At 34.6% G+C, this 18,425-nt stretch carries 17 protein-coding genes; 13 read left to right on the top strand and 4 right to left on the bottom strand.

Annotation, left to right across the window (positions count from 1 at the left end):
- The first annotated feature begins 16 nt into the window (after window positions 1–16).
- The 3 genes from SLH48_RS12080 (at window position 17) to SLH48_RS12070 (ending at window position 1,896) form a co-directional block, all read left to right on the top strand.
- Window positions 17–199 (top strand): SE1561 family protein, encoded by a 183-nt coding sequence (locus SLH48_RS12080; RefSeq protein ID WP_214480739.1) that lies wholly within the window; start codon window positions 17–19, stop codon window positions 197–199.
- A gap of 303 nt (window positions 200–502) precedes the next feature.
- Window positions 503–1,378, top strand: a complete 876-nt coding sequence (locus tag SLH48_RS12075) for an NAD-dependent epimerase/dehydratase family protein (RefSeq protein ID WP_320258457.1) — start codon at window positions 503–505, stop codon at window positions 1,376–1,378.
- A 305-nt stretch (window positions 1,379–1,683) separates the two neighbouring features.
- Complete coding sequence (locus SLH48_RS12070; RefSeq protein WP_320258367.1) at window positions 1,684–1,896, top strand: hypothetical protein; 213 nt, start codon at window positions 1,684–1,686, stop codon at window positions 1,894–1,896.
- Window positions 1,897–2,078: 182 nt separating this feature from the next.
- On the opposite strand, the gene SLH48_RS12065 is transcribed toward SLH48_RS12070, so the two are convergent.
- Window positions 2,079–2,324, bottom strand: a complete 246-nt coding sequence (locus SLH48_RS12065) for a hypothetical protein (protein ID WP_214480661.1) — start codon at window positions 2,322–2,324, stop codon at window positions 2,079–2,081.
- Between the two features lie 245 nt (window positions 2,325–2,569).
- Between SLH48_RS12065 and SLH48_RS12060 the strand changes: the two genes are divergently transcribed.
- Window positions 2,570–4,102 carry a fumarate hydratase gene (locus SLH48_RS12060; RefSeq protein ID WP_214480660.1) on the top strand — a complete coding sequence of 511 codons (1,533 nt, stop codon included), beginning with the start codon at window positions 2,570–2,572 and terminating at the stop codon, window positions 4,100–4,102.
- A 640-nt stretch (window positions 4,103–4,742) separates the two neighbouring features.
- Here SLH48_RS12060 and SLH48_RS12055 read toward each other — a convergent pair.
- The gene (locus SLH48_RS12055; RefSeq protein WP_320258366.1) at window positions 4,743–6,410 is read right to left on the bottom strand and encodes a DUF3981 domain-containing protein; all 1,668 of its coding nucleotides are present in this window, start codon (window positions 6,408–6,410) and stop codon (window positions 4,743–4,745) included.
- A gap of 337 nt (window positions 6,411–6,747) precedes the next feature.
- Between SLH48_RS12055 and pdaA the strand changes: the two genes are divergently transcribed.
- The 5 genes from pdaA to SLH48_RS12030 all read left to right on the top strand — a co-directional run bounded on the left by pdaA (window position 6,748) and on the right by SLH48_RS12030 (window position 11,199).
- Entirely contained in the window at window positions 6,748–7,512 is a 765-nt protein-coding gene (gene pdaA / locus SLH48_RS12050; protein ID WP_413785417.1) for a delta-lactam-biosynthetic de-N-acetylase, read from the top strand.
- Window positions 7,513–7,644: 132 nt separating this feature from the next.
- Window positions 7,645–8,406 (top strand): DM13 domain-containing protein, encoded by a 762-nt coding sequence (locus SLH48_RS12045; protein ID WP_320258364.1) that lies wholly within the window; start codon window positions 7,645–7,647, stop codon window positions 8,404–8,406.
- A gap of 51 nt (window positions 8,407–8,457) precedes the next feature.
- Complete coding sequence (locus SLH48_RS12040) at window positions 8,458–9,168, top strand: response regulator transcription factor (protein ID WP_214480656.1); 711 nt, start codon at window positions 8,458–8,460, stop codon at window positions 9,166–9,168.
- Window positions 9,165–10,199, top strand: coding sequence for a HAMP domain-containing sensor histidine kinase (locus tag SLH48_RS12035; RefSeq protein WP_320258363.1), 1,035 nt, complete (start codon window positions 9,165–9,167; stop codon window positions 10,197–10,199). Before SLH48_RS12040 ends, SLH48_RS12035 begins: the two co-directional genes overlap by 4 nt.
- A 145-nt stretch (window positions 10,200–10,344) precedes the next feature.
- Complete coding sequence (locus SLH48_RS12030; protein ID WP_320258362.1) at window positions 10,345–11,199, top strand: GNAT family N-acetyltransferase; 855 nt, start codon at window positions 10,345–10,347, stop codon at window positions 11,197–11,199.
- Between the two features lie 94 nt (window positions 11,200–11,293).
- Here SLH48_RS12030 and SLH48_RS12025 read toward each other — a convergent pair whose 3' ends face one another.
- Window positions 11,294–12,769 (bottom strand): PLP-dependent aminotransferase family protein, encoded by a 1,476-nt coding sequence (locus SLH48_RS12025; RefSeq protein ID WP_320258361.1) that lies wholly within the window; start codon window positions 12,767–12,769, stop codon window positions 11,294–11,296.
- A gap of 101 nt (window positions 12,770–12,870) precedes the next feature.
- Here SLH48_RS12025 and SLH48_RS12020 point away from each other — a divergent pair, with 101 nt between their 5' ends.
- Window positions 12,871–13,797 carry a DMT family transporter gene (locus tag SLH48_RS12020; RefSeq protein WP_320258360.1) on the top strand — a complete coding sequence of 309 codons (927 nt, stop codon included), beginning with the start codon at window positions 12,871–12,873 and terminating at the stop codon, window positions 13,795–13,797.
- 319 nt (window positions 13,798–14,116) lie between these two features.
- Here the strand turns inward: SLH48_RS12020 and SLH48_RS12015 are convergent, their stop codons facing one another.
- Window positions 14,117–15,337 (bottom strand): MFS transporter, encoded by a 1,221-nt coding sequence (locus SLH48_RS12015; RefSeq protein WP_320258359.1) that lies wholly within the window; start codon window positions 15,335–15,337, stop codon window positions 14,117–14,119.
- A 315-nt stretch (window positions 15,338–15,652) separates the two neighbouring features.
- Between SLH48_RS12015 and dnaN the strand changes: the two genes are divergently transcribed.
- From dnaN to SLH48_RS12000, 3 genes are all read left to right on the top strand, one after another.
- Window positions 15,653–16,783 carry a DNA polymerase III subunit beta gene (dnaN, locus tag SLH48_RS12010; RefSeq protein WP_320258358.1) on the top strand — a complete coding sequence of 377 codons (1,131 nt, stop codon included), beginning with the start codon at window positions 15,653–15,655 and terminating at the stop codon, window positions 16,781–16,783.
- A 288-nt stretch (window positions 16,784–17,071) separates the two neighbouring features.
- Entirely contained in the window at window positions 17,072–17,509 is a 438-nt protein-coding gene (locus tag SLH48_RS12005; protein WP_320258357.1) for a VOC family protein, read from the top strand.
- Between the two features lie 406 nt (window positions 17,510–17,915).
- On the top strand, window positions 17,916–18,182 hold the full coding sequence (locus tag SLH48_RS12000) for a CD3324 family protein (protein WP_320258356.1): 267 nt from the start codon (window positions 17,916–17,918) through the stop codon (window positions 18,180–18,182).
- The last annotated feature ends 243 nt before the right edge of the window (window positions 18,183–18,425 follow it).

Here is an 18,425-nt window from a genome sequence, read left to right as displayed (position 1 = left end):
GAAAGGGGCGAGCTAGTTGGATAAAACATCAAATGGCAATCACTCACAAATAATATATTTGAAGGATCGATTAAATATGTTTTTAGAGACGATCGACTCATTAGATCCAGAAGAAACAAAGCTTGAAGATATTGATCGTTTAATACAGATGATTGATGATATTGAAGATAAATGTGAACAAATAAAAGATCATAAATAAAGACTTTTTTCGTAAACTTTGTTGCGTTTTTTACTTACATGAGTATCTGATGTGTATGATATGTCTGAAAAGATGCCTTGAACGTTAGTAATATTCATGTATAGCTCTTATTACGATAAGCAACAATTAATTAATCAGGTGTGGAATACTCTACACCTGATTTTTACTTTTACAGTAAAAGGGAGATAGCTTGGTCTAGAATTTATGGAAGGTAACATAGATTAAGAATATGGAGCTTATGATTCAAATTTCTCGTTTTTCTAAATGGCTTCGATATATAATGATTACGGAGGTGTTGTTGTGATGAAAACTGCATTAGTATTCGGAGGAACACGTTTTTTTGGAGTAAATTTAGTTAATGAATTATTAAAGAAAGGCTTTCAAGTAACTGTTGCAACGAGACAAAAAAGTACAATCCCATTCGGCGATGAAGTGAAAAAATTAAAGGTTGATCGATTTGATAAGCAGTCAGTAATAACTGCGGTACAAAATAGTAAATGGGATATTGTATTTGATCAAATATGCTATAATGCACAGGATGCAGAAATTACCATTGAAGCTTTAAAAGGTAAGGTAGGTAAATACGTATTTACATCAACGATGTCAGTTTATGACTATGGTGTGGATATGGCAGAAGAATTGTTCGATCCATATACATATGAAATTAACCCTATTCCTACCGAGGAAATATCCTACCAGGAAGGCAAACGACAAGCAGAGGCTGCTTTTTTTCAACATGCTTCTTTTCCAGTTGTAGCAGTTCGTATTCCGATTGTGTTGGGGGAGCATGATTATACAGAACGTTTGAAGCTTCATATTGACAAAGTGAAAAAACAAGAACAAATATACTTCCCTAATCTCGATGTAGAAATGGGCTTTATTAACCAGCAGGAGGCAGGGGACTTTATTGCTTGGACGGGTACCCAAGATTTTGCAGGACCTATCAATGCTTGTGCTGATGGAATGATTTCGATGGGTGAATTGATGGAGCTTATTGAGAAAGAAATCGGCAAAAATGCTGTGCTTTCTAAAGAATCCACAAAAGACGAACACTCTCCATATGGAATTGAAAAAACATGGACAATCTCTACTGATAAAGCAAAAGGGTTAGGATATACATTCACTAATCTATATCAGTGGTTACCCAATTTAATAAAAATAATTGCTAACGAGAAATAAGTCTTAACATTGAAGGTCAGAACTCATGGTACATATCTTCAGCCTTAGGTATGTAGTTGTAGAGTTATCTGCCCTTTTTTATGTTGTTCTTTTATAAGCTCTGTTGCTATTTTTTCTCACTTATCATAGCAAAACGATGTTATCTGTGTTCGATACGAGTTATAGAGAAGTGACATTAATGCGATAAAAAGTCTATAACAATGAATGCTATTGGTAATATAATTACTATATTTAATTGAAAAGATCATTTTATATAATTAAAAATTACGTTAAAATGTTGTTTAGAAATAATAGGAGAGATGAAATTGGATAATATAAAAAAAGAAAAAATAAAAACTTGGTTAATCGTTGCTCTGATACTTTCACTTGTAGGTTCATTCGTTCTTTTTTTCATAGGTTATTATACGATTGGCTTTGTGGTAGCTGGAATGTTTATGGTTTTAGCTACTATTTTAGGTCAGTGGTCTTTTCACAAAAATGCAGATTATGTACACAGAAATATCTATAATAACAAATAATAATTGCGTTTGGGTTTATTCCAAGCGCTTATGCTAGTCTTCTTAACCTTTTGACTAAGAAAATAAACATAAAGAGTAGAAAAGATAGGAACTTCAACCATTAGAATCGATTTTGGGCCTTCAGGAACCGTATTATATCAACCATTCAAAAATCACCGATCTATAATAGAATAGCCTTTAAACTATTTCGTTGTTTGTTGTGTTTTTATTTTTTCTAGTAACTCATATTCCCTCCAATCGATTTCCTTTACCTTTTTCGAGGATTTATAGCATTTTTTACATACATAATTTCCTGGGATGAGAAAAGGTACCCAACAAAAGAATACACCGTTTGGGAATATTAATAGCAACATAGCAATTGGTAATTTAAATTCTAAATAGTTCTTTTTTTCTATCATATCTGAATCGCAATGTATACAAAGCTTCAACTTGTTGATTCCTCCTCTAACCACTGTAATCCGGCCGTTCTTTATTTAAATAATGATGTTTTTCGTGTCCAACACCTTAGCATTAATAACAAATTTTACGATAAGATTCTAAAATAATTATAGCATTATTTTCCTATTTGGTAGTGTGAAAAAGAAATCGCTTTCGAAAATAATATTGTAGGAGTATAATTTAATTGTGAAAAATAAGACAACTTCATTTTAGCGGAATATAAGGGGGATTTTGTATGGAGAAGCTTCAAGAAAGTATGTATAAGCTTATCGTTGAAACATCTACAAACTTACCAAAGGATGTCCGTAGTGCTATTGCAAAAGCGAAAAAACGTGAAAATGCAGGTACTCGAGCTGCTATGTCATTATCAACCATTACGAACAATATTTCCATGGCGGATGAAAATGTATCGCCTATTTGTCAAGATACGGGTTTGCCAACATTTAAAATTAAAACGCCTGTAGCGGTAAATCAGTTAAAGGTAAAGGATGCGATTTATAGTGCTATCGCACAAGCTACAAAGGATGGCAAGCTACGTCCTAATTCTGTTGATTCCTTAACTGGAGCCAACAGTGGTGATAATTTAGGTATAGGCACTCCGGTAATTAAGTTTGAACAATGGGAGAAAGATTATATTGATGTAAGACTAATTTTAAAAGGTGGAGGCTGTGAAAACAAAAACATCCAGTATAGTTTGCCATGTGAACTAGAGGGGCTTGGTCGTGCAGGACGTGATTTAGACGGAATTAGAAAATGTATCATGCATTCAGTATATCAAGCGCAAGGGCAGGGATGTAGTGCTGGTTTTATTGGTGTTGGAATCGGAGGAGATCGTACGAGTGGTTATGAGTTAGCTAAAGAGCAGCTTTTCCGTACGGTTGATGATGTAAACCCTAACGAAGATTTACGTAAACTTGAAGAATACGTGATGGAAAATGCGAATAAGCTCGGTATTGGTACAATGGGCTTTGGTGGGGAAACAACGCTTCTCGGCTGTAAAGTGGGTGTCATAAACCGAATCCCAGCAAGCTTTTTTGTATCAGTAGCGTACAACTGCTGGGCATATCGACGCTTAGGTATGACTGTAAATCCAGAAACAGGCGAGATTAATGAATGGTTGTATCAGGACGGAGAAAAAGTAGATTTTGCTAATGACGCAAATAAAGCTGACGAGGAATCGGAAACACGCGAAGTTGTATTACAAGCACCGATAACGGAAGAACAAATCCGTGAATTAAAAGTGGGAGATGTCGTTCATATTAATGGCATGATGTACACTGGGCGCGATGCGATTCATAAATATTTAACTGACCACGATGCGCCAGTAGATTTGGACGGACAAATTATTTATCATTGTGGACCAGTAATGTTGAAAGATGAAGAAGGCAATTGGCATGTAAAAGCAGCAGGTCCTACTACATCAATTCGCGAAGAGCCGTATCAAGGTGATATTATGAAGAAGTTTGGTGTCCGTGCAGTTATTGGTAAAGGTGGTATGGGACCAAAAACACTTGCAGCTTTAGAAGAGCATGGCGGCGTTTATTTAAATGCTATAGGTGGTGCAGCACAATATTATGCTGATTGTATTAAATCAGTTGAGGGAGTTGACCTCATGGAGTTTGGCATTCCTGAAGCAATGTGGCATCTGCAAGTTGAAGGGTTTACTGCTGTAGTAACGATGGATTCTCACGGCAACAGCTTACACGAAGATGTTGATAAATCATCTTTAGAAAAGCTAGCGACTTTTAAAGATCCTGTTTTTAAATAGGAGATATATATGATTTTTCAAAGGATCATTAGCAATTGCTAGTGATCCTTTGTTATTGGAGGTGTACAGTAGATTTATCGACTTACCTTTATTATTTATGGGCCAAATTAGATGATTTACGGGTCAAATTCTGAATATACGGGTCAAATTAGATGTTATATGGGTCAAATTCTGAATATATGGGTCAAATTCTGAATATATGGGTCAAATTAGATGTTTTAGGGGTCAAATCCTGAATATACGGGTCAAATTAGATGTTTTACGGGTCAAATTCTGAATATACGGGCCAAATTAGATGTTATATGGGTCAAACTCTGAATATGCGGGTCAAATTAGATGTTATATGGGTCTAACTCTGAATATACGGGTCAAATTAGATGTTTTACGGTTCAAATTCTGAATATACGGGTCAATTTAAATGTTTTACGGGTCAAATTCTGAATATACGGTTCAAATTAGCTGTTATATGGGTCAAACTCTGAATATACGGGCCAAATTAGATGATTTACGGTTCAAATTCTGAATAAACGGGCCAAATTAGATGATTTACGGTTCAAATTCTGAATATACGGGCCAATTTAAATGGTTTACTAAAAAACAAGACTAGTGTAATTTTGCACTAGCCTTGTTTAAGTGTATGTTAATCAATCCCTAGGTTTTGATATTGATTAACGGAAACGATTTGTTCATTATTATCTGCATACTCTAGCTTTAGAGTATCTCCTTGCTCAGTAAACATTGCATATGGAAAGTCACTGGAAGAAACCATGAATATTTTATCGCTATTATCTAGAAGTATAAAAATAAAAGTTACACCATCATCAATTTCCTTATAAACACGAAGAACATCCCCTTCTATATTCTTTTCTTCACTAGTTGTAGAGGCGCGGTGTGTGGAGTCGGTTCTAGAAAGGGCGCTTTTATACTTATTGAATGCTTCTTTTTGTGTTGATCCAGTAGCAAAAACTTTTGCATTTGACGCTAAGATCACTGCATACTGACGAACTAGACCACCATCATCTGTAACAGGTACAACCCAACTTGGTTCACCGTACACGTTGTAAATAACTGGCATCGTACCATGCCACTTTTCCTTTTTAAAAGTATTATCGACAACCTCTTCAGCTGCAGAGCCATCCATAACCCCCTTTACTAATTCACCGTTATAGTAGTTTAATTCACCTGTTCGTGCGTCAATGAGAGAGTAACCAAGTGCTGAATCTACACCTTCTTTCGGAGAGGTAAAGTCTGTAAAGTAATACATTTTTCCACTCTTCCCAAAAATAGGTGTTACGCCTTCGTACGTACCCCAATCGGTAGGTATTTTAACATCTGTTTGAGAAAATAAGCTGTTCCAATAACCATGTGCCAGATATCCGAAGTATTCATTTTGGAGTGAAGCTGTTTCGAAATTGAGCACACCATCGATAAATGCAGGTGCTTTTTCTTTAGTATACTTCTGAATATCACCAGTGTTAGGGTCTACTAAAATTACTCCTTTGACATTAAATCCAGAACGTAGAGAAACTTTATCACCATATGTCATTGTATAAAAAGGTTTACCATCATCAGCTATCTCAAATTTCGGTTCACCATAAAATATCCCTTTAGGAAATGCCTTGCGAACAATTCGTTGAAGGTTATCATTAAAATACATGCTAGGTACATATTGCATCTCATAGCCTAAGGCGAGACTGGCTTCTGCGTCAGGGTTTGTACCTGACATTGTAATGTACCCAGGAGTGGAACCGGCTTTTCTTGCTTTGAAAAAACCAGAAGCTTCTATAGGTGCTACATATAATGTCTCACCGTTGACGATTTGTGGTGTTAAATCACCGAGTTCAAAATATGAGACATTATCAATGTTACCAAAAACTTTTAGCATTTTATTACGAGCAGTTTCTGGTGGGACAGAAAAAGGTGTATCCTCATTGGTAAAAGGTTCTGATATATCATGAACTTCAAAATTGACTCCTTCATATTTATTTTTAGCAATGATCATTGAATGAAAAAAGGTCGTATAAACAAAAGCTGTAATGAGGAGTACACTTAACGTTGCTTTAATCATCAAAACTTTATTATCGTTCTCATAAAAATACGAACTAAGAATAATAAAACCTGCTGCAACAATTGTGTAGGTTGTTAAAATTGAACTTATTTGATTATCAATTAAAAAGAAATACTCTAATATTCCAATAACTAACCAAAAAAGCACAGGAATCCACATTATTTTTACTGTAGATTGTCTTTCTTGTTTTGTCCAAGGCATCATAAATAAAGAGATCGTAAGTAAAATAACAAATTTCACTTTGTTCTTCCTCCCTCCGCATATATATCTTGTACTACGTCTATATGCATCAAAGGTTTCATTTTTATAATTGGCTCTTGTCGTAAACTGTGTTGCCAAAGTTTCTAACAAAGAAGTCATCGTTTTATAGAAGAAAAGATGAACTATGTTTGTTTTTTTGTGCGAAAAACAATCTATACGAAAACAGCTTTATAAAATAGACATCGGAAAACTCTACCTAGTATGAAATTCAACTAACGTAAAAAACTAATAAAAATATGTTGAACTTACATTATTAGGAGGGTGTCGATTGAAGATTCGATTCATACAAGCAATTTTTCTATCGCTATTATTAGCAATTACTTTTTCATATACAACAGAAGCGAGTGAATCTAACGAGCCGATTCATTGGGGGTTTAAAAGAAGTACGAATAATGAACCACCTTCAGCTGGTGAGGAACTTGACCAATTACTTGAAAAATACAATAGCTTTTATATAGGGGATACATCAAAAAAAGATATATATTTAACGTTTGATAACGGGTATGAAAATAACCAATATACTGCCAAAATATTAGACGTTTTAAAAGAGAAAGATGTGAAAGCAACTTTTTTCTTGACAGGTCATTATCTTAAAGATCAACCGAGTTTAGTCAAACGGATGGTAGAAGAAGGACATATCATTGGTAATCATTCATGGAAGCACCCTGATTTTACAACTGTTAGTGATGAGCGTTTAAAACAGGAGTTGGAGTCAGTCAAGAAAAAAACCGAGGAGTTAACAGCTCAAAAAGGTATGAGTTTCTTACGTCCACCTAGAGGAATCTTTAGTGAACGAACATTAGCCATATCAGAACAGCTCGGTTATCATAATGTTTTTTGGTCATTGGCATTCATTGATTGGCATATTGATCAACAGAAAGGCTGGAAGTATGCGTATGATAACATCATGAAACAAATTCATCCTGGTGCAGTCATCCTTTTACATGCAGTATCAAAAGATAATACAGAGGCACTTGGAAAGGCGATAGACGATCTTCATGAACAAGGTTACTCTTTCAAAAGCTTAGATACACTCATTATGGAAAAAGTGTTATTAGAGCCAATCATTTTTGAAAGATAAGATAGTAAACGTAGAATACTTTCTTTTTTTGACATAATTTCATTTAATACTTTTGTAAGATTTTTGTTATTGTTTGATAAGGTTCATCCGCGATTATAGTAGTGTACAATAATAGAAAGGGTGAACGAAATTATGAATAAAAAAAGTCTGTTTTTTACAGGTATCGGTATCGTAGCAGTATTAATAGGGTGGTGGTTATTGTCACCATTGTTTTTAGACAAGCAAGTGAATGAGCCGTTACCTGGTTCTGCAAACGCATCCGGTGAACAAGGAGAAATGATGGATGATAAAGAAGATATGGGTTCTGATGAAGAAGCGATGAAAGATGATATGGAAGAAACAATGAAAGATGAAGATAAGGAAGGTATGTCTGACATGGAAGAAACAATGGAGGGTGAAGATAAGGAAGGCATGTCTGATATGGAAGAAACAATGGAGGGTGAAGATAAGGAAGGCATGTCTGATATGGAAGAAACAATGGAAGGTGAAGATAAGGAGGGCATGTCTGAAAAAGAAGAAATGAGTGATGATGCATCTGAAGAAGCAATGAACAAAGATAAAGAAATGTCTAACGAATCCTACGCTGGAACATTTGTTGAAGTTGATAATGAGCATAATATTAGCGGTAATGCATTCACTGTCACAGCAGATGGCAAAATGTATATACGGTTTGAACAATTCTCGGTAACGAACGGTCCCGATCTTAAAGTTTATTTAACTAAAGAAGGGCAGCCTACGAGTGAGGGTGTTGATTTAGGGAAATTAAAAGGTAATCAAGGTGATCAAAACTATGAAATTCCTGAGGGTGTAGATTTAAGTGAGTATAACAAAGTAGTCGTTTGGTGTCGTGCGTTTGATGTTGATTTCGGCTACGCAATGCTTGAAAAGCAATAATATCCACTCTCGTGGTACAATACGAGAAAAGAGGTAAGAGGTGGATAGTGGATGTCACAGAAAATCTTAGTTGTTGATGATGAGTCCAACATAACAGATGTTTCAAAACGTTACTTAGAACGGGAAGGTTATGACGTTTTATTAGCATCAAATGGAGAAGAAGGCATAACACTTTGGCGAAGCCACAAACCGGATTTGATTGTCCTCGATGTGATGATGCCAAAAAAAGATGGCTGGGAAGTGTGTGAAGAAATAAGAAATGAGGACGATGTACCCATCATTATGCTCACTGCAAGAGGAGAAGAAATGGATCGACTCATGGGACTGACGCTAGGGGCAGACGATTATATGACGAAGCCATTCAGTCCCCGTGAGCTCGTATTGCGGGTGAAAGCTATCTTTCGTAGGATTCATGTTGGTAGTAAGAAGTCAACTGAGAAATCGACAACGACTAAGCTTAAATTTGATGGCTTAGAAATTGATTCTGAAATGCGTAAGGTGGTAGCGTTTAATAATAATATTGAATTAACTGTTAAAGAATTTGACATGTTGTTTTTACTTGCAAGCCACCCAAATCAAGTGTTTTCAAGGAGCCAACTATTAGATAAAATATGGGACATTGATTTCTTTGGGGATACAACTACAGTCACTGTTCATATTAGAAGACTTCGTGAAAAAATAGAACAGAATCCATCAGAACCTGTCTTTCTTCAAACTGTATGGGGTATAGGTTATAAGTTTACTGGGCGTGAATTGTTATGAAGATGCGCACGCAACTACTAATTGCTAATGCACTAAGTATTATTATCATATTAATATTCCTTACGATAAGCTATGTTCGAATGCTACTCCCTAATGAGGCGATTGAGCTTTTAACGATTGTAACCGTAGCGGCTGGTATTTTATCATTTTTTATTCATGGGTTGTTAATTAGACCCATTGAAAAGGCGATAACTCTTATTAGATTAGAATCAAAAAAAATTGCAGAGGGTAAATTTGAAGGTAAAGTTTCCTCAATAGGGCCTAAAGAATTTCAGCAATTGGCAGAGCATTTTAATGAAATGAGCAGCAAGCTTGAGGAAAGCTTTACAAAGATCAAGCAAGCTGAAGCATCGAGAAAAGAACTTGTTGCAAATATTTCACATGACTTACGTACTCCATTGGCTTCAATTCAATCGTTTGTTGAAGCCCTGCAGGATGATGTTATTGAAGATAAACAAACGTTTGATCAATATTTAAAAACAATACGTCTTGAAACGAAAAGACTAGATCATCTGATTAATGATTTATTTCAACTTTCTCAGCTTGAGGCAGGTACTGAGGCATTTGAACCTACCCGATATCACCTAGATAGCTTAATTGTTGAAACACTTCAAAATCAATACTTTCAAATTGAAGAGCACGGCTTGAAGATATCGGTTCAAATACCAGATAAGCTTTCGCCGCTAATGATTATGCCTGAAAAAATAAAGCGAGTGCTTATTAATTTTTTACAAAATGCCATACGGTATGCTCCGAGAGGAAGTCAGCTAGAAATTGAAGTGAAGGAAAGTGTAGATTGTGTTAAGGTCAGTGTTACTGACGAAGGGGAAGGTATCCACGAATCAGAGCTTCCACATATTTTTGAACGGTTTTATCGAGTTGAAAAATCACGTAACAAAGCTCATGGCGGTGCTGGATTAGGACTAGCAATATCTAAATCTATAATAGATTTACATGGCGGAGAAATTGGTGTGCAAAGTAAACAAGGTGAAGGAAGCACATTTTATTTTACACTCCCGAAACAGCAATAAATAGTGAACGACAGGCGATCTTGGACCTGTCGTTTTTTGTTATAAGTTATACCCTTCCTTTAATTTAACGTCTTATTGTAAAAATAGGTAAAATAAAGTAATCTAATATAATATTATTTTGCTAAATTGTGGAAGGGAGAAAAAGGTGAATAAACTGGAATATAAGGTTAAAAGAATAGATAATATAGATGACCTACTAGTACTAACAACGAGCGTAGCTTGGAGCTTTACTGGGCAACAGTTTGAGCTAATGATATCTGTAGGAGCTTTCTATGGTCATTACGATAACAACAGACTTATATCATGTGCAGGAATTTTTCAGTATGAGAATAATCTTGCATCAATTGGTATTGTTTGTGTCCATCCGCGATATCGTCGTAAGGGATTAGCTAAACAATTAATGACAATATGTATGGAAGAAGCTAATAAATTAGATTCACCAATCTCACTTGTCTCTTCTCCAGAAGGGTTTCCTTTGTACAAATCTCTTGGTTTTAAAGCAATAAGAAATATCCATAGATTACAGTTAGATAATAGTTATTTAGCGTTAAAACAAGGAGAGCTTGAGAAAATTGAACAGATGAATATAGAAGATTTAATAGATGTGATTCAGTTAGATATAGAAGCATTTGGACTTAATCGCAGTGCAATGTATGAACAACTTTTTTATAATATGGAAAGTGGTTTCGTTGTAAGGGGAGAGGATCGAATGCTTAAAGGGTTTAGCATGACAATGAAAGTAGGAGATGCGATCAGGGTTAGTCCGTTGATAGCTAAAGACCCTAGCATAGCTAAGCTATTAATATCCAACATTTTTGGACATCACGCATGTTCAATACAAATTGATGTACCTTCAAATCAAGCGGATTTTATTAATGAATTAGAACAGAGGTATGATTTTAAAAACATACTATTATCTCCACAAATGACTTTATATGCTAAAGATTTACCAGGAAAGAATGACCATATGTATGGAATTTTAAATCCCGCCTTTGGATAAATGACTTACGTTCTCAGATAATATCACGACTATATATTATGAGGTGCAAAAACCAGGAAACTGTAATAGGTTCCTGGTTTTTATCGAAATGAGACTAGAAAAGTGGTGAATCTTCTAGCTGTGGATTATATGATTCCATAAAGTCGTTTGTTACATTTACAAAAATACTTAATGCCTTCTCAAATGCAGTAATATTTAAATTGCCATAACTAATTCTTAAATGGTGATATTCTGGATCGTTTGGGTAGCACATCGCTGAAGGTAGAAACGATAGCTCTTGCTTCTGTGCATGTAATAATAGATGTTCTGTGTTTATGTGAGTAGGAAAAGTAATCCACATGACGGGTCCACCTTTAGGAACCGTCCATGTAACACCTTCTACCTTTAAGCTTTTTAGTGCTTGAATGAGGAGGTTCCTTCGATATTTTAATAAAGAATTTTGTTTCATAAAATGCTTTTCAAAGTTAAATGTTTGCATAAATCGTGCAAGAATTCGTTGATTTAATAATGGGGAGCCGAGGTCTGAGACACTTTTAGCAGCCTTTAACTTATTTAATATTTTCCCATTTGCTACGATGCAGCCTATCCTAAGACCAGGAGATATTGTTTTGCTAAACCCCCTCATATAAATTACATGACCGTACTCATCCATGGATTTGATAGGCTTTGCAGAACCTTCTATAGTTAGCTCTGTCCAAGGATCGTCTTCAATAACGATTACATTGAAAGCCTGTGCAATTTCTATTAATCTCCTTCTCTTTTTTGGAGGAAGTATTGTCCCCATTGGGTTTTGGAAAGTGGGATTTGTGTATATGAGCTTTGGTGAAAATTGCTCACATAAACGTAAAAGCACGTTAACATTGATTCCATCTTTATTGGTAGGTATCGTTTTAATGGTTACGCCACGGGATTTAAATAAATCAATAATGCCAATATATGTTGGTGCTTCGACCAATACGACATCTCCTTCATTAAGAAAAGTCTTAGCAACTAAATCGAGCCCTTGCTGGACGCCAGTTGAGATGATGATTTGATCAGCGGTTGATGATAAGCCATAATGAGAAAGGTATTCACATATCGTTTCACGTAAAATTTTATCTCCAGGTCCAGGGCCATAAGTAGTTAAAATATTTGGCTCAGCTGTAATGACTTTTTTAGTAACTGCAGTTAATTCTTTTACTGGCAAGAATTCTTCGCTCAAGTTAGCGAGTGATAAGTTATATGTAAGTTGATTAGAAAATGATTTCATCTCCTTCCATGTTTGTGCCCTCGGTAAATAATCAACAATCATATTTTGCCAGTTATGATGAGATATCTCTTCTTGTTGCTCATGTTGTTTTTTTACATAACTCCCCTTACCATGTCTTCTTTCTATTAATTGCTTTTTTTCAAGTAATTCATATGCTTTTTGAACGGTGACTAAACTAACATGTAGTTGATCAGCAAGCTTTCGAACAGATGGTAATCTATCTCCTTCTGACATTAAGCCTGTTTTAATACGATCTGATAATGATAGGTATATTTGCTCAGGTAATGAGTGATCAGAATCTTTTGAAAGAGATATATTCAATGTCATCATCCTTTCTTTAAACTGTTATATTAAGTGTTTTACTGTTATAGAATATTTATTTTAATATTACCTAAACAAACAGCGATTGGGGAGTGGGTAATATGATTTTATTTAATTATTTATTTATATGTATCATATTTGGAACAACCTTTTTTGCAATAAAGATAGGTATTGATGCAGGAGTTGCACCTTTTTTTTCTGCATCACTAAGGTTTTTTATTGCTGGAGTAATTGTTATACTGTTCTATAAAATTCGACAAGCTCCATTTCCGCCTTTACGTATGATATTGCAATTAGCCATCATAGGTTTCTTCTTAACATTTGGCACATTTTCAACACTTTATTGGGCAGAACAGCATATTCCTTCAGGTTTAGCTGCTGTATTGTCTGCATTCGGACCGATTATGGTCTTTTTACTAAAAAAATATGAGGATAAATCAAAATTTTCACCTATACAAGTGCTTGGTTTGATTGCAAGCTTATGTGGTGTAGCGCTCATAGCATGGCCAGGAATGAATGGTGATGTGAATGCGATTTGGATTATTGGTTCCATTGTTGTAATTCTAGGCCAGCTGTTCTACAGCGTTGGGACAATAAGGTCAAAAAAAATAATGTCATCAAGCTCACAGTTTTCCCCGTTTTTATTAAATGGCTTTCAAATGCTTTTCGGAGGTATCATGCTTTTTCTGCTCTCATTAATAATTGAACGACCAAATTTAGCCTCGTTCTCCAATATGACCGCACAGCTATCACTCATATATTTGATTTTCTTTGGTTCAATTTTAGGTCATGGTATTTTTTATTGGCTAGTTGGTAAGACAAATCCAGTTTTTCCTTCTACATGGTTATACGTTTCACCTATTATTGCGATGATATTAGGTATTACCCTTTTAAGTGAAGAAATCTACTTGATTTCTATCTTTGGTTCAATTTTGGTGCTTGTCGGAGTATTTTTTACTAATCAAGAAACATTTAAAGAATATTATAAAAAAGGGAGTTTAATTAAAAAAGTAGCTAAAAATATATAGTCGGAAGGGGAGTTGCTGTTTTTGTAAGTATGACTTTACTAGTAAGAATGTATACATCCAGCTTTCGTAGTACCTTTTCTACTTAAACGTGTGGGTTCTAATAATACTTGTTCTTACTATCCATATACAGTAAAGATTGCAATAAAGTTTACGAAAGGCTCTTTTCGTAAACTTTGTTGCTTATTAACATAAAAAGTGGTTTTATATGTTAGTTTTTGTTGTACCGAAGAAAAGATGCCACGAACGTTAGTTATAATCGTATTTAGCTCTAATTACGAAAAGCAACAATTAATGCGAAAACAGCTTACGAAAAAAAGCCTTAAGTTAACTCCGCTTTCAATTGTTGTTTGTTTTTCCTCCAAATAAACAAAGCAAGGACGGCTGAAATACCATATAAGCTCGCTGCTATGAAAAAAGTATACTGTACACCGAATGTATCTGAGATTACACCCATGATACCTATAGAAATTCCAAGTGTAGCAGATGTTAATAGTCCTTTTGCTGCAAAAACCTTCGGTAAATGTTTGTCTTCCACGTTTTGTTGAAAGAGAGTTTGTTGAGAAATATCACGTAATTGATATGCAGGTCCATTAATAATACTTAACAATATTGGTACAAACGGGTTAGTTGTTAATCCGAAAATTAATGTGAAAATGCTAACTACGAATGATCCAATAATCATGCTAGCGATCAGGCGATGACTAACCCACTTTGAAAATGAAACAACGAATAACCCACCTAGAATTGTACCTATATAGTAGCTACCGCTAATGTACCCCCACCAAGCTTCATCTTTATTCAAAAATTCAATTACGTATACTAGGATGTTCGCTCCAATCCATACACCATTGGCGATTCCTTCTAATATATCCATCGTTGTAATGATTCGCAAAGCTGGATTTTTCCATAGTGATAAGTACCCTTCACTCATGGAACTGAATGCTGATTTTTTTGTTGCATGATTGGTGATCATTTCCTTCTCGTCTTTCACGAAATAAAATAAGAAGAATGATAGTAAAGATATGAATAAGGTTAGTTGTAATGAATGCACAACACCTATCTTTACTACGATAAAGCCCCTAAGAGTATACCCAAGAACAGTTAATGTTTGATTTGTAATGGATAAAAAGCCATTTGCTTTCACTAACTGGTTTTTCAATACGATACGTGGAAGCATGGCGGAGTTTGCAGGACTGATCAACCCGTCTATAAAAGATCTAATAAAAACGAAAATCAATAAGGTCATTATTGAATGAGAAAACATTGTAAAAGTTAAAAGAATTAAAAGTAAGATTATCGTATTTAGCCCTTTGGATACGAAAATTAATGGCTTTAATCTGATTTTGTCCATAACTAAGGGAGCCACAAAACCAGCAAGTAATGTCGATAATACATCGATTAACGGAAACATGGCGGCCATTGTGGCAGAACCACTTGTTTTAAAAATAAATGTAGTAATAGTCATGACATAAAACACTCTTGAAAATAATCTAGTAGCTTCACTACTTATATAAAAATAAAAATGATGGCTGAATCGCATTGTATTCACTCCTTGGACAAATGTAAAAGGGCTATTGTTTTCGATTTCGTTGTCTTTCAATCCATATAAGTAATCTCTTCGTTTAGGAGTTATATGTTTTTGTGGCTTTTAAATAAAGTTAGTGAAAATATAGCAACAGAGTTATGAAAAGAAGCTTTGATTTCATTTTAATAAATCCTCATAATAATAAATGGGGGGAAGGATGGATCTTTAATTACTACTTTAGAATGAGGAATTAGTGTTTTATTAAATTATTTTAGATTGGAAAATCAAGCATTTGTTAATGTAGAGCTTGAAATAAGAGGAGACTTTCTAATGGAATTTACAATAAACAATGAACATTTTAAAAAAGCGATGAAAGAAGTAAGTAGAGCTATATCATACAAAACACCTCTTCCTATACTTACAGGAGTTAAAGTGATTGCAAATCAGGACAGTTTAACTCTTATAGGGAGTAATTCTGATATTGTAATAGAAAAAACTATTCCAGCTGTAATTGATGGCTTACGCATAGTGGATATTTATCATACAGGCAGTATTGTGATTTCAGCGAAATACTTACATGAAATAGTTAAGAAGTTACCTGATCAAATTCATGTTAAAGCAAATGATAATCACACTGTGACGATTCAATCAGCTGACATAATCACTAGCTTAAATGGTATGAATGCAGATGAATACCCTAGCATACCAGAAATGGATGAGAGTCAAGTCGGTACAATAACAGGTAAAGATTTTATTGACATCATTAAACAAACATCATTTGCAGTATCCAAAAATGAATCGAGACCAATATTAACAGGTGTGCTTATGTTATTTCAACAAGGTAGGTTAACTGTTGCAGCGACAAATTCTCATAGACTAGCTCTTAGAGAGCACATGATTGAATCAAACATCCATAAATCATTCATTGTCCCTAGTTCTTGCTTAAATGAATTAACCAAGTTAATAGATCATGAATCTGACATAATAGAAATTCATGCAACAGAGAATCATATAGCATTTAGCATGAACAATAGTTCCATTTTTTCTAGATTAATTGAAGGTAATTATCCGAGCATTCACGAGTTAATACCAAAAGATGCAAAAACAGTTATAACTGTGAACACGAAGCAGCTGCTAAATGGGATAGATAGAGCTAGCTTGTTTGCTAATGAATGGACAAACAATAATATACACCTCGAAATTGTAGATAAGTCAAAATTGAAAATTTCATCAAATTCATCACAGATAGGCCAAATAGAAGAAATCCAAAGTGTAAAGACTTTAAGCGGAGAATCGGAGTTAAGCATTTCACTCGATGGCAGCTTTTTAATGGATGCTTTAAGAGTTATAAATGAAGAGGATGTAAGCATCAGCTTTGGGGGTTCGATGAAACCAATTCTTCTCCAACCGCTGAGCAATATATCACACCTACACCTAATATCACCAGTGAGAACGTACTAATATATTTCAGCAACTTATAATTACATATAATGCTACATTTGATTGACAAGATTTATAGATGCAAATTTTATTGTTGAAGTTTTCAGTGTGGTGATAGCAAATGACTAAGTCTAGCATTATAGTTTCTATATCGTTATTTATCGGAAGTCCCGATTTGTATTATCGGGAGAGGCTAGTTATATGTTTGTCGAACGATTATTTTTAAAACAAAGGAGGAACCTGTTAAAGATTATAGAAACCTTATTTTACTTAACTAGTTTATAAATTCATGAACAGGAGTGAGTAGGGATGGAAGTAAACCAACTAAAGCGTGGGAAATTAGGACAAACGATTCAAGTACGTTTAGTCTCTAACTTAATAAAATCGCAGGAATATTACCGTGATGTCCTAGGATGTGAAATTGATGACTGGGGACACGCAAAAAGAGACGGCATGACTATTATTCTCCAACAATCGGAATTTCCTGAGGATGTGAGACCTAACGCTGCATCAAAAAAGCGTTCAGATTATCCAACTGATTGGCAAGGCCCTGAATTCGGATGGGATACGTTTATTCATGTTAGTTGGGATGATTTGGACAGTCTAGTGGAAGAAGTTCGAGGAAATGGTGGAAATATTGCGGTTGAGCCGTTTACTGGCACACACGGCGAGTGGGAGTTTAAAAATACTTGTATCCAAGACCCGGATGGATACAATATCGTTTTAGGTTCAATGCGCAAAATTTAGCCATAGGATAATACTTCCTAGCTCATACTCATGAGAAAACTTTATATCTATATAGTAACTTATCTATAAGTCTTTTTTTTGAAATAGATCAATCAGCAATCTTTGGCTTACATTATAGTAGGAATAGCACCTTGCTATAATTGTTCAGAATGGCTAGTATTCATAATGTTTTTATTTTGTGGCATGTCAAAGTAGGTTAGCTAAAGCCGTTTAAATTAGAAAGGAGTGTAAGAATGAAAAATGCTTTTACGTTCATAAAGTTTTCCAGTACCTTATGCAAAGCCCAGTGTCTGAAAGGTGAAACTTTGCATAAGGTGATGTGACAAATCACCATAATCATAGGAGTTCATTTCTGACACATTTGGTTTTGCACCTTATCATATTTACTAAATAAGGGGCTGCAGAAATGAGTAAACAGACAATTACAGAAAAATTACCTGAAGAATTACTTGTAGAACTTCAAAAGTATGTACCAGGGGAAATCATATATGTTCCTAAACCGAAAAAGGATTATCAAAAATGGGGAGTAAACTCTGGCGGCAGAAAGAAAATTGACTATAGGAACACCTTAATTAAAAATGGATTTAACAATGGAAGATCCATTGATCAATTAGCAGACGAGTATTTTCTTTCAACAGAAACAATAAAAAAAATCGTATATTCAAAAAAATAGTAATTAAAGCACTGGTCATCATTAATATATATTTGATCAGTGCTTTTGTTATGGTGAGTTTAGTGTTAGGTTATTTTTTCTATATTTATAACGATGATAAAGAATTAAAGTAATGATAGCAAAAAGTTTAATTGATGTAATCATAACGATTAAGGATAAAGAGGTGAGTAGGTGTATAATATCAAACAAGTTGAGCAATTGTTGAATGATCATTTCAAACTAAATGTTCGAAAAATATCGAGC

The sequence above is a fragment of the Cytobacillus sp. IB215316 genome (assembly GCF_033963865.1).
Classification (GTDB): Bacteria; Bacillota; Bacilli; order Bacillales; family SM2101; genus Nanhaiella; species Nanhaiella sioensis.
The sequence above is the reverse complement of the archived record's forward strand: the minus strand, read 5'-3'. Positions and strand labels throughout refer to the sequence as shown.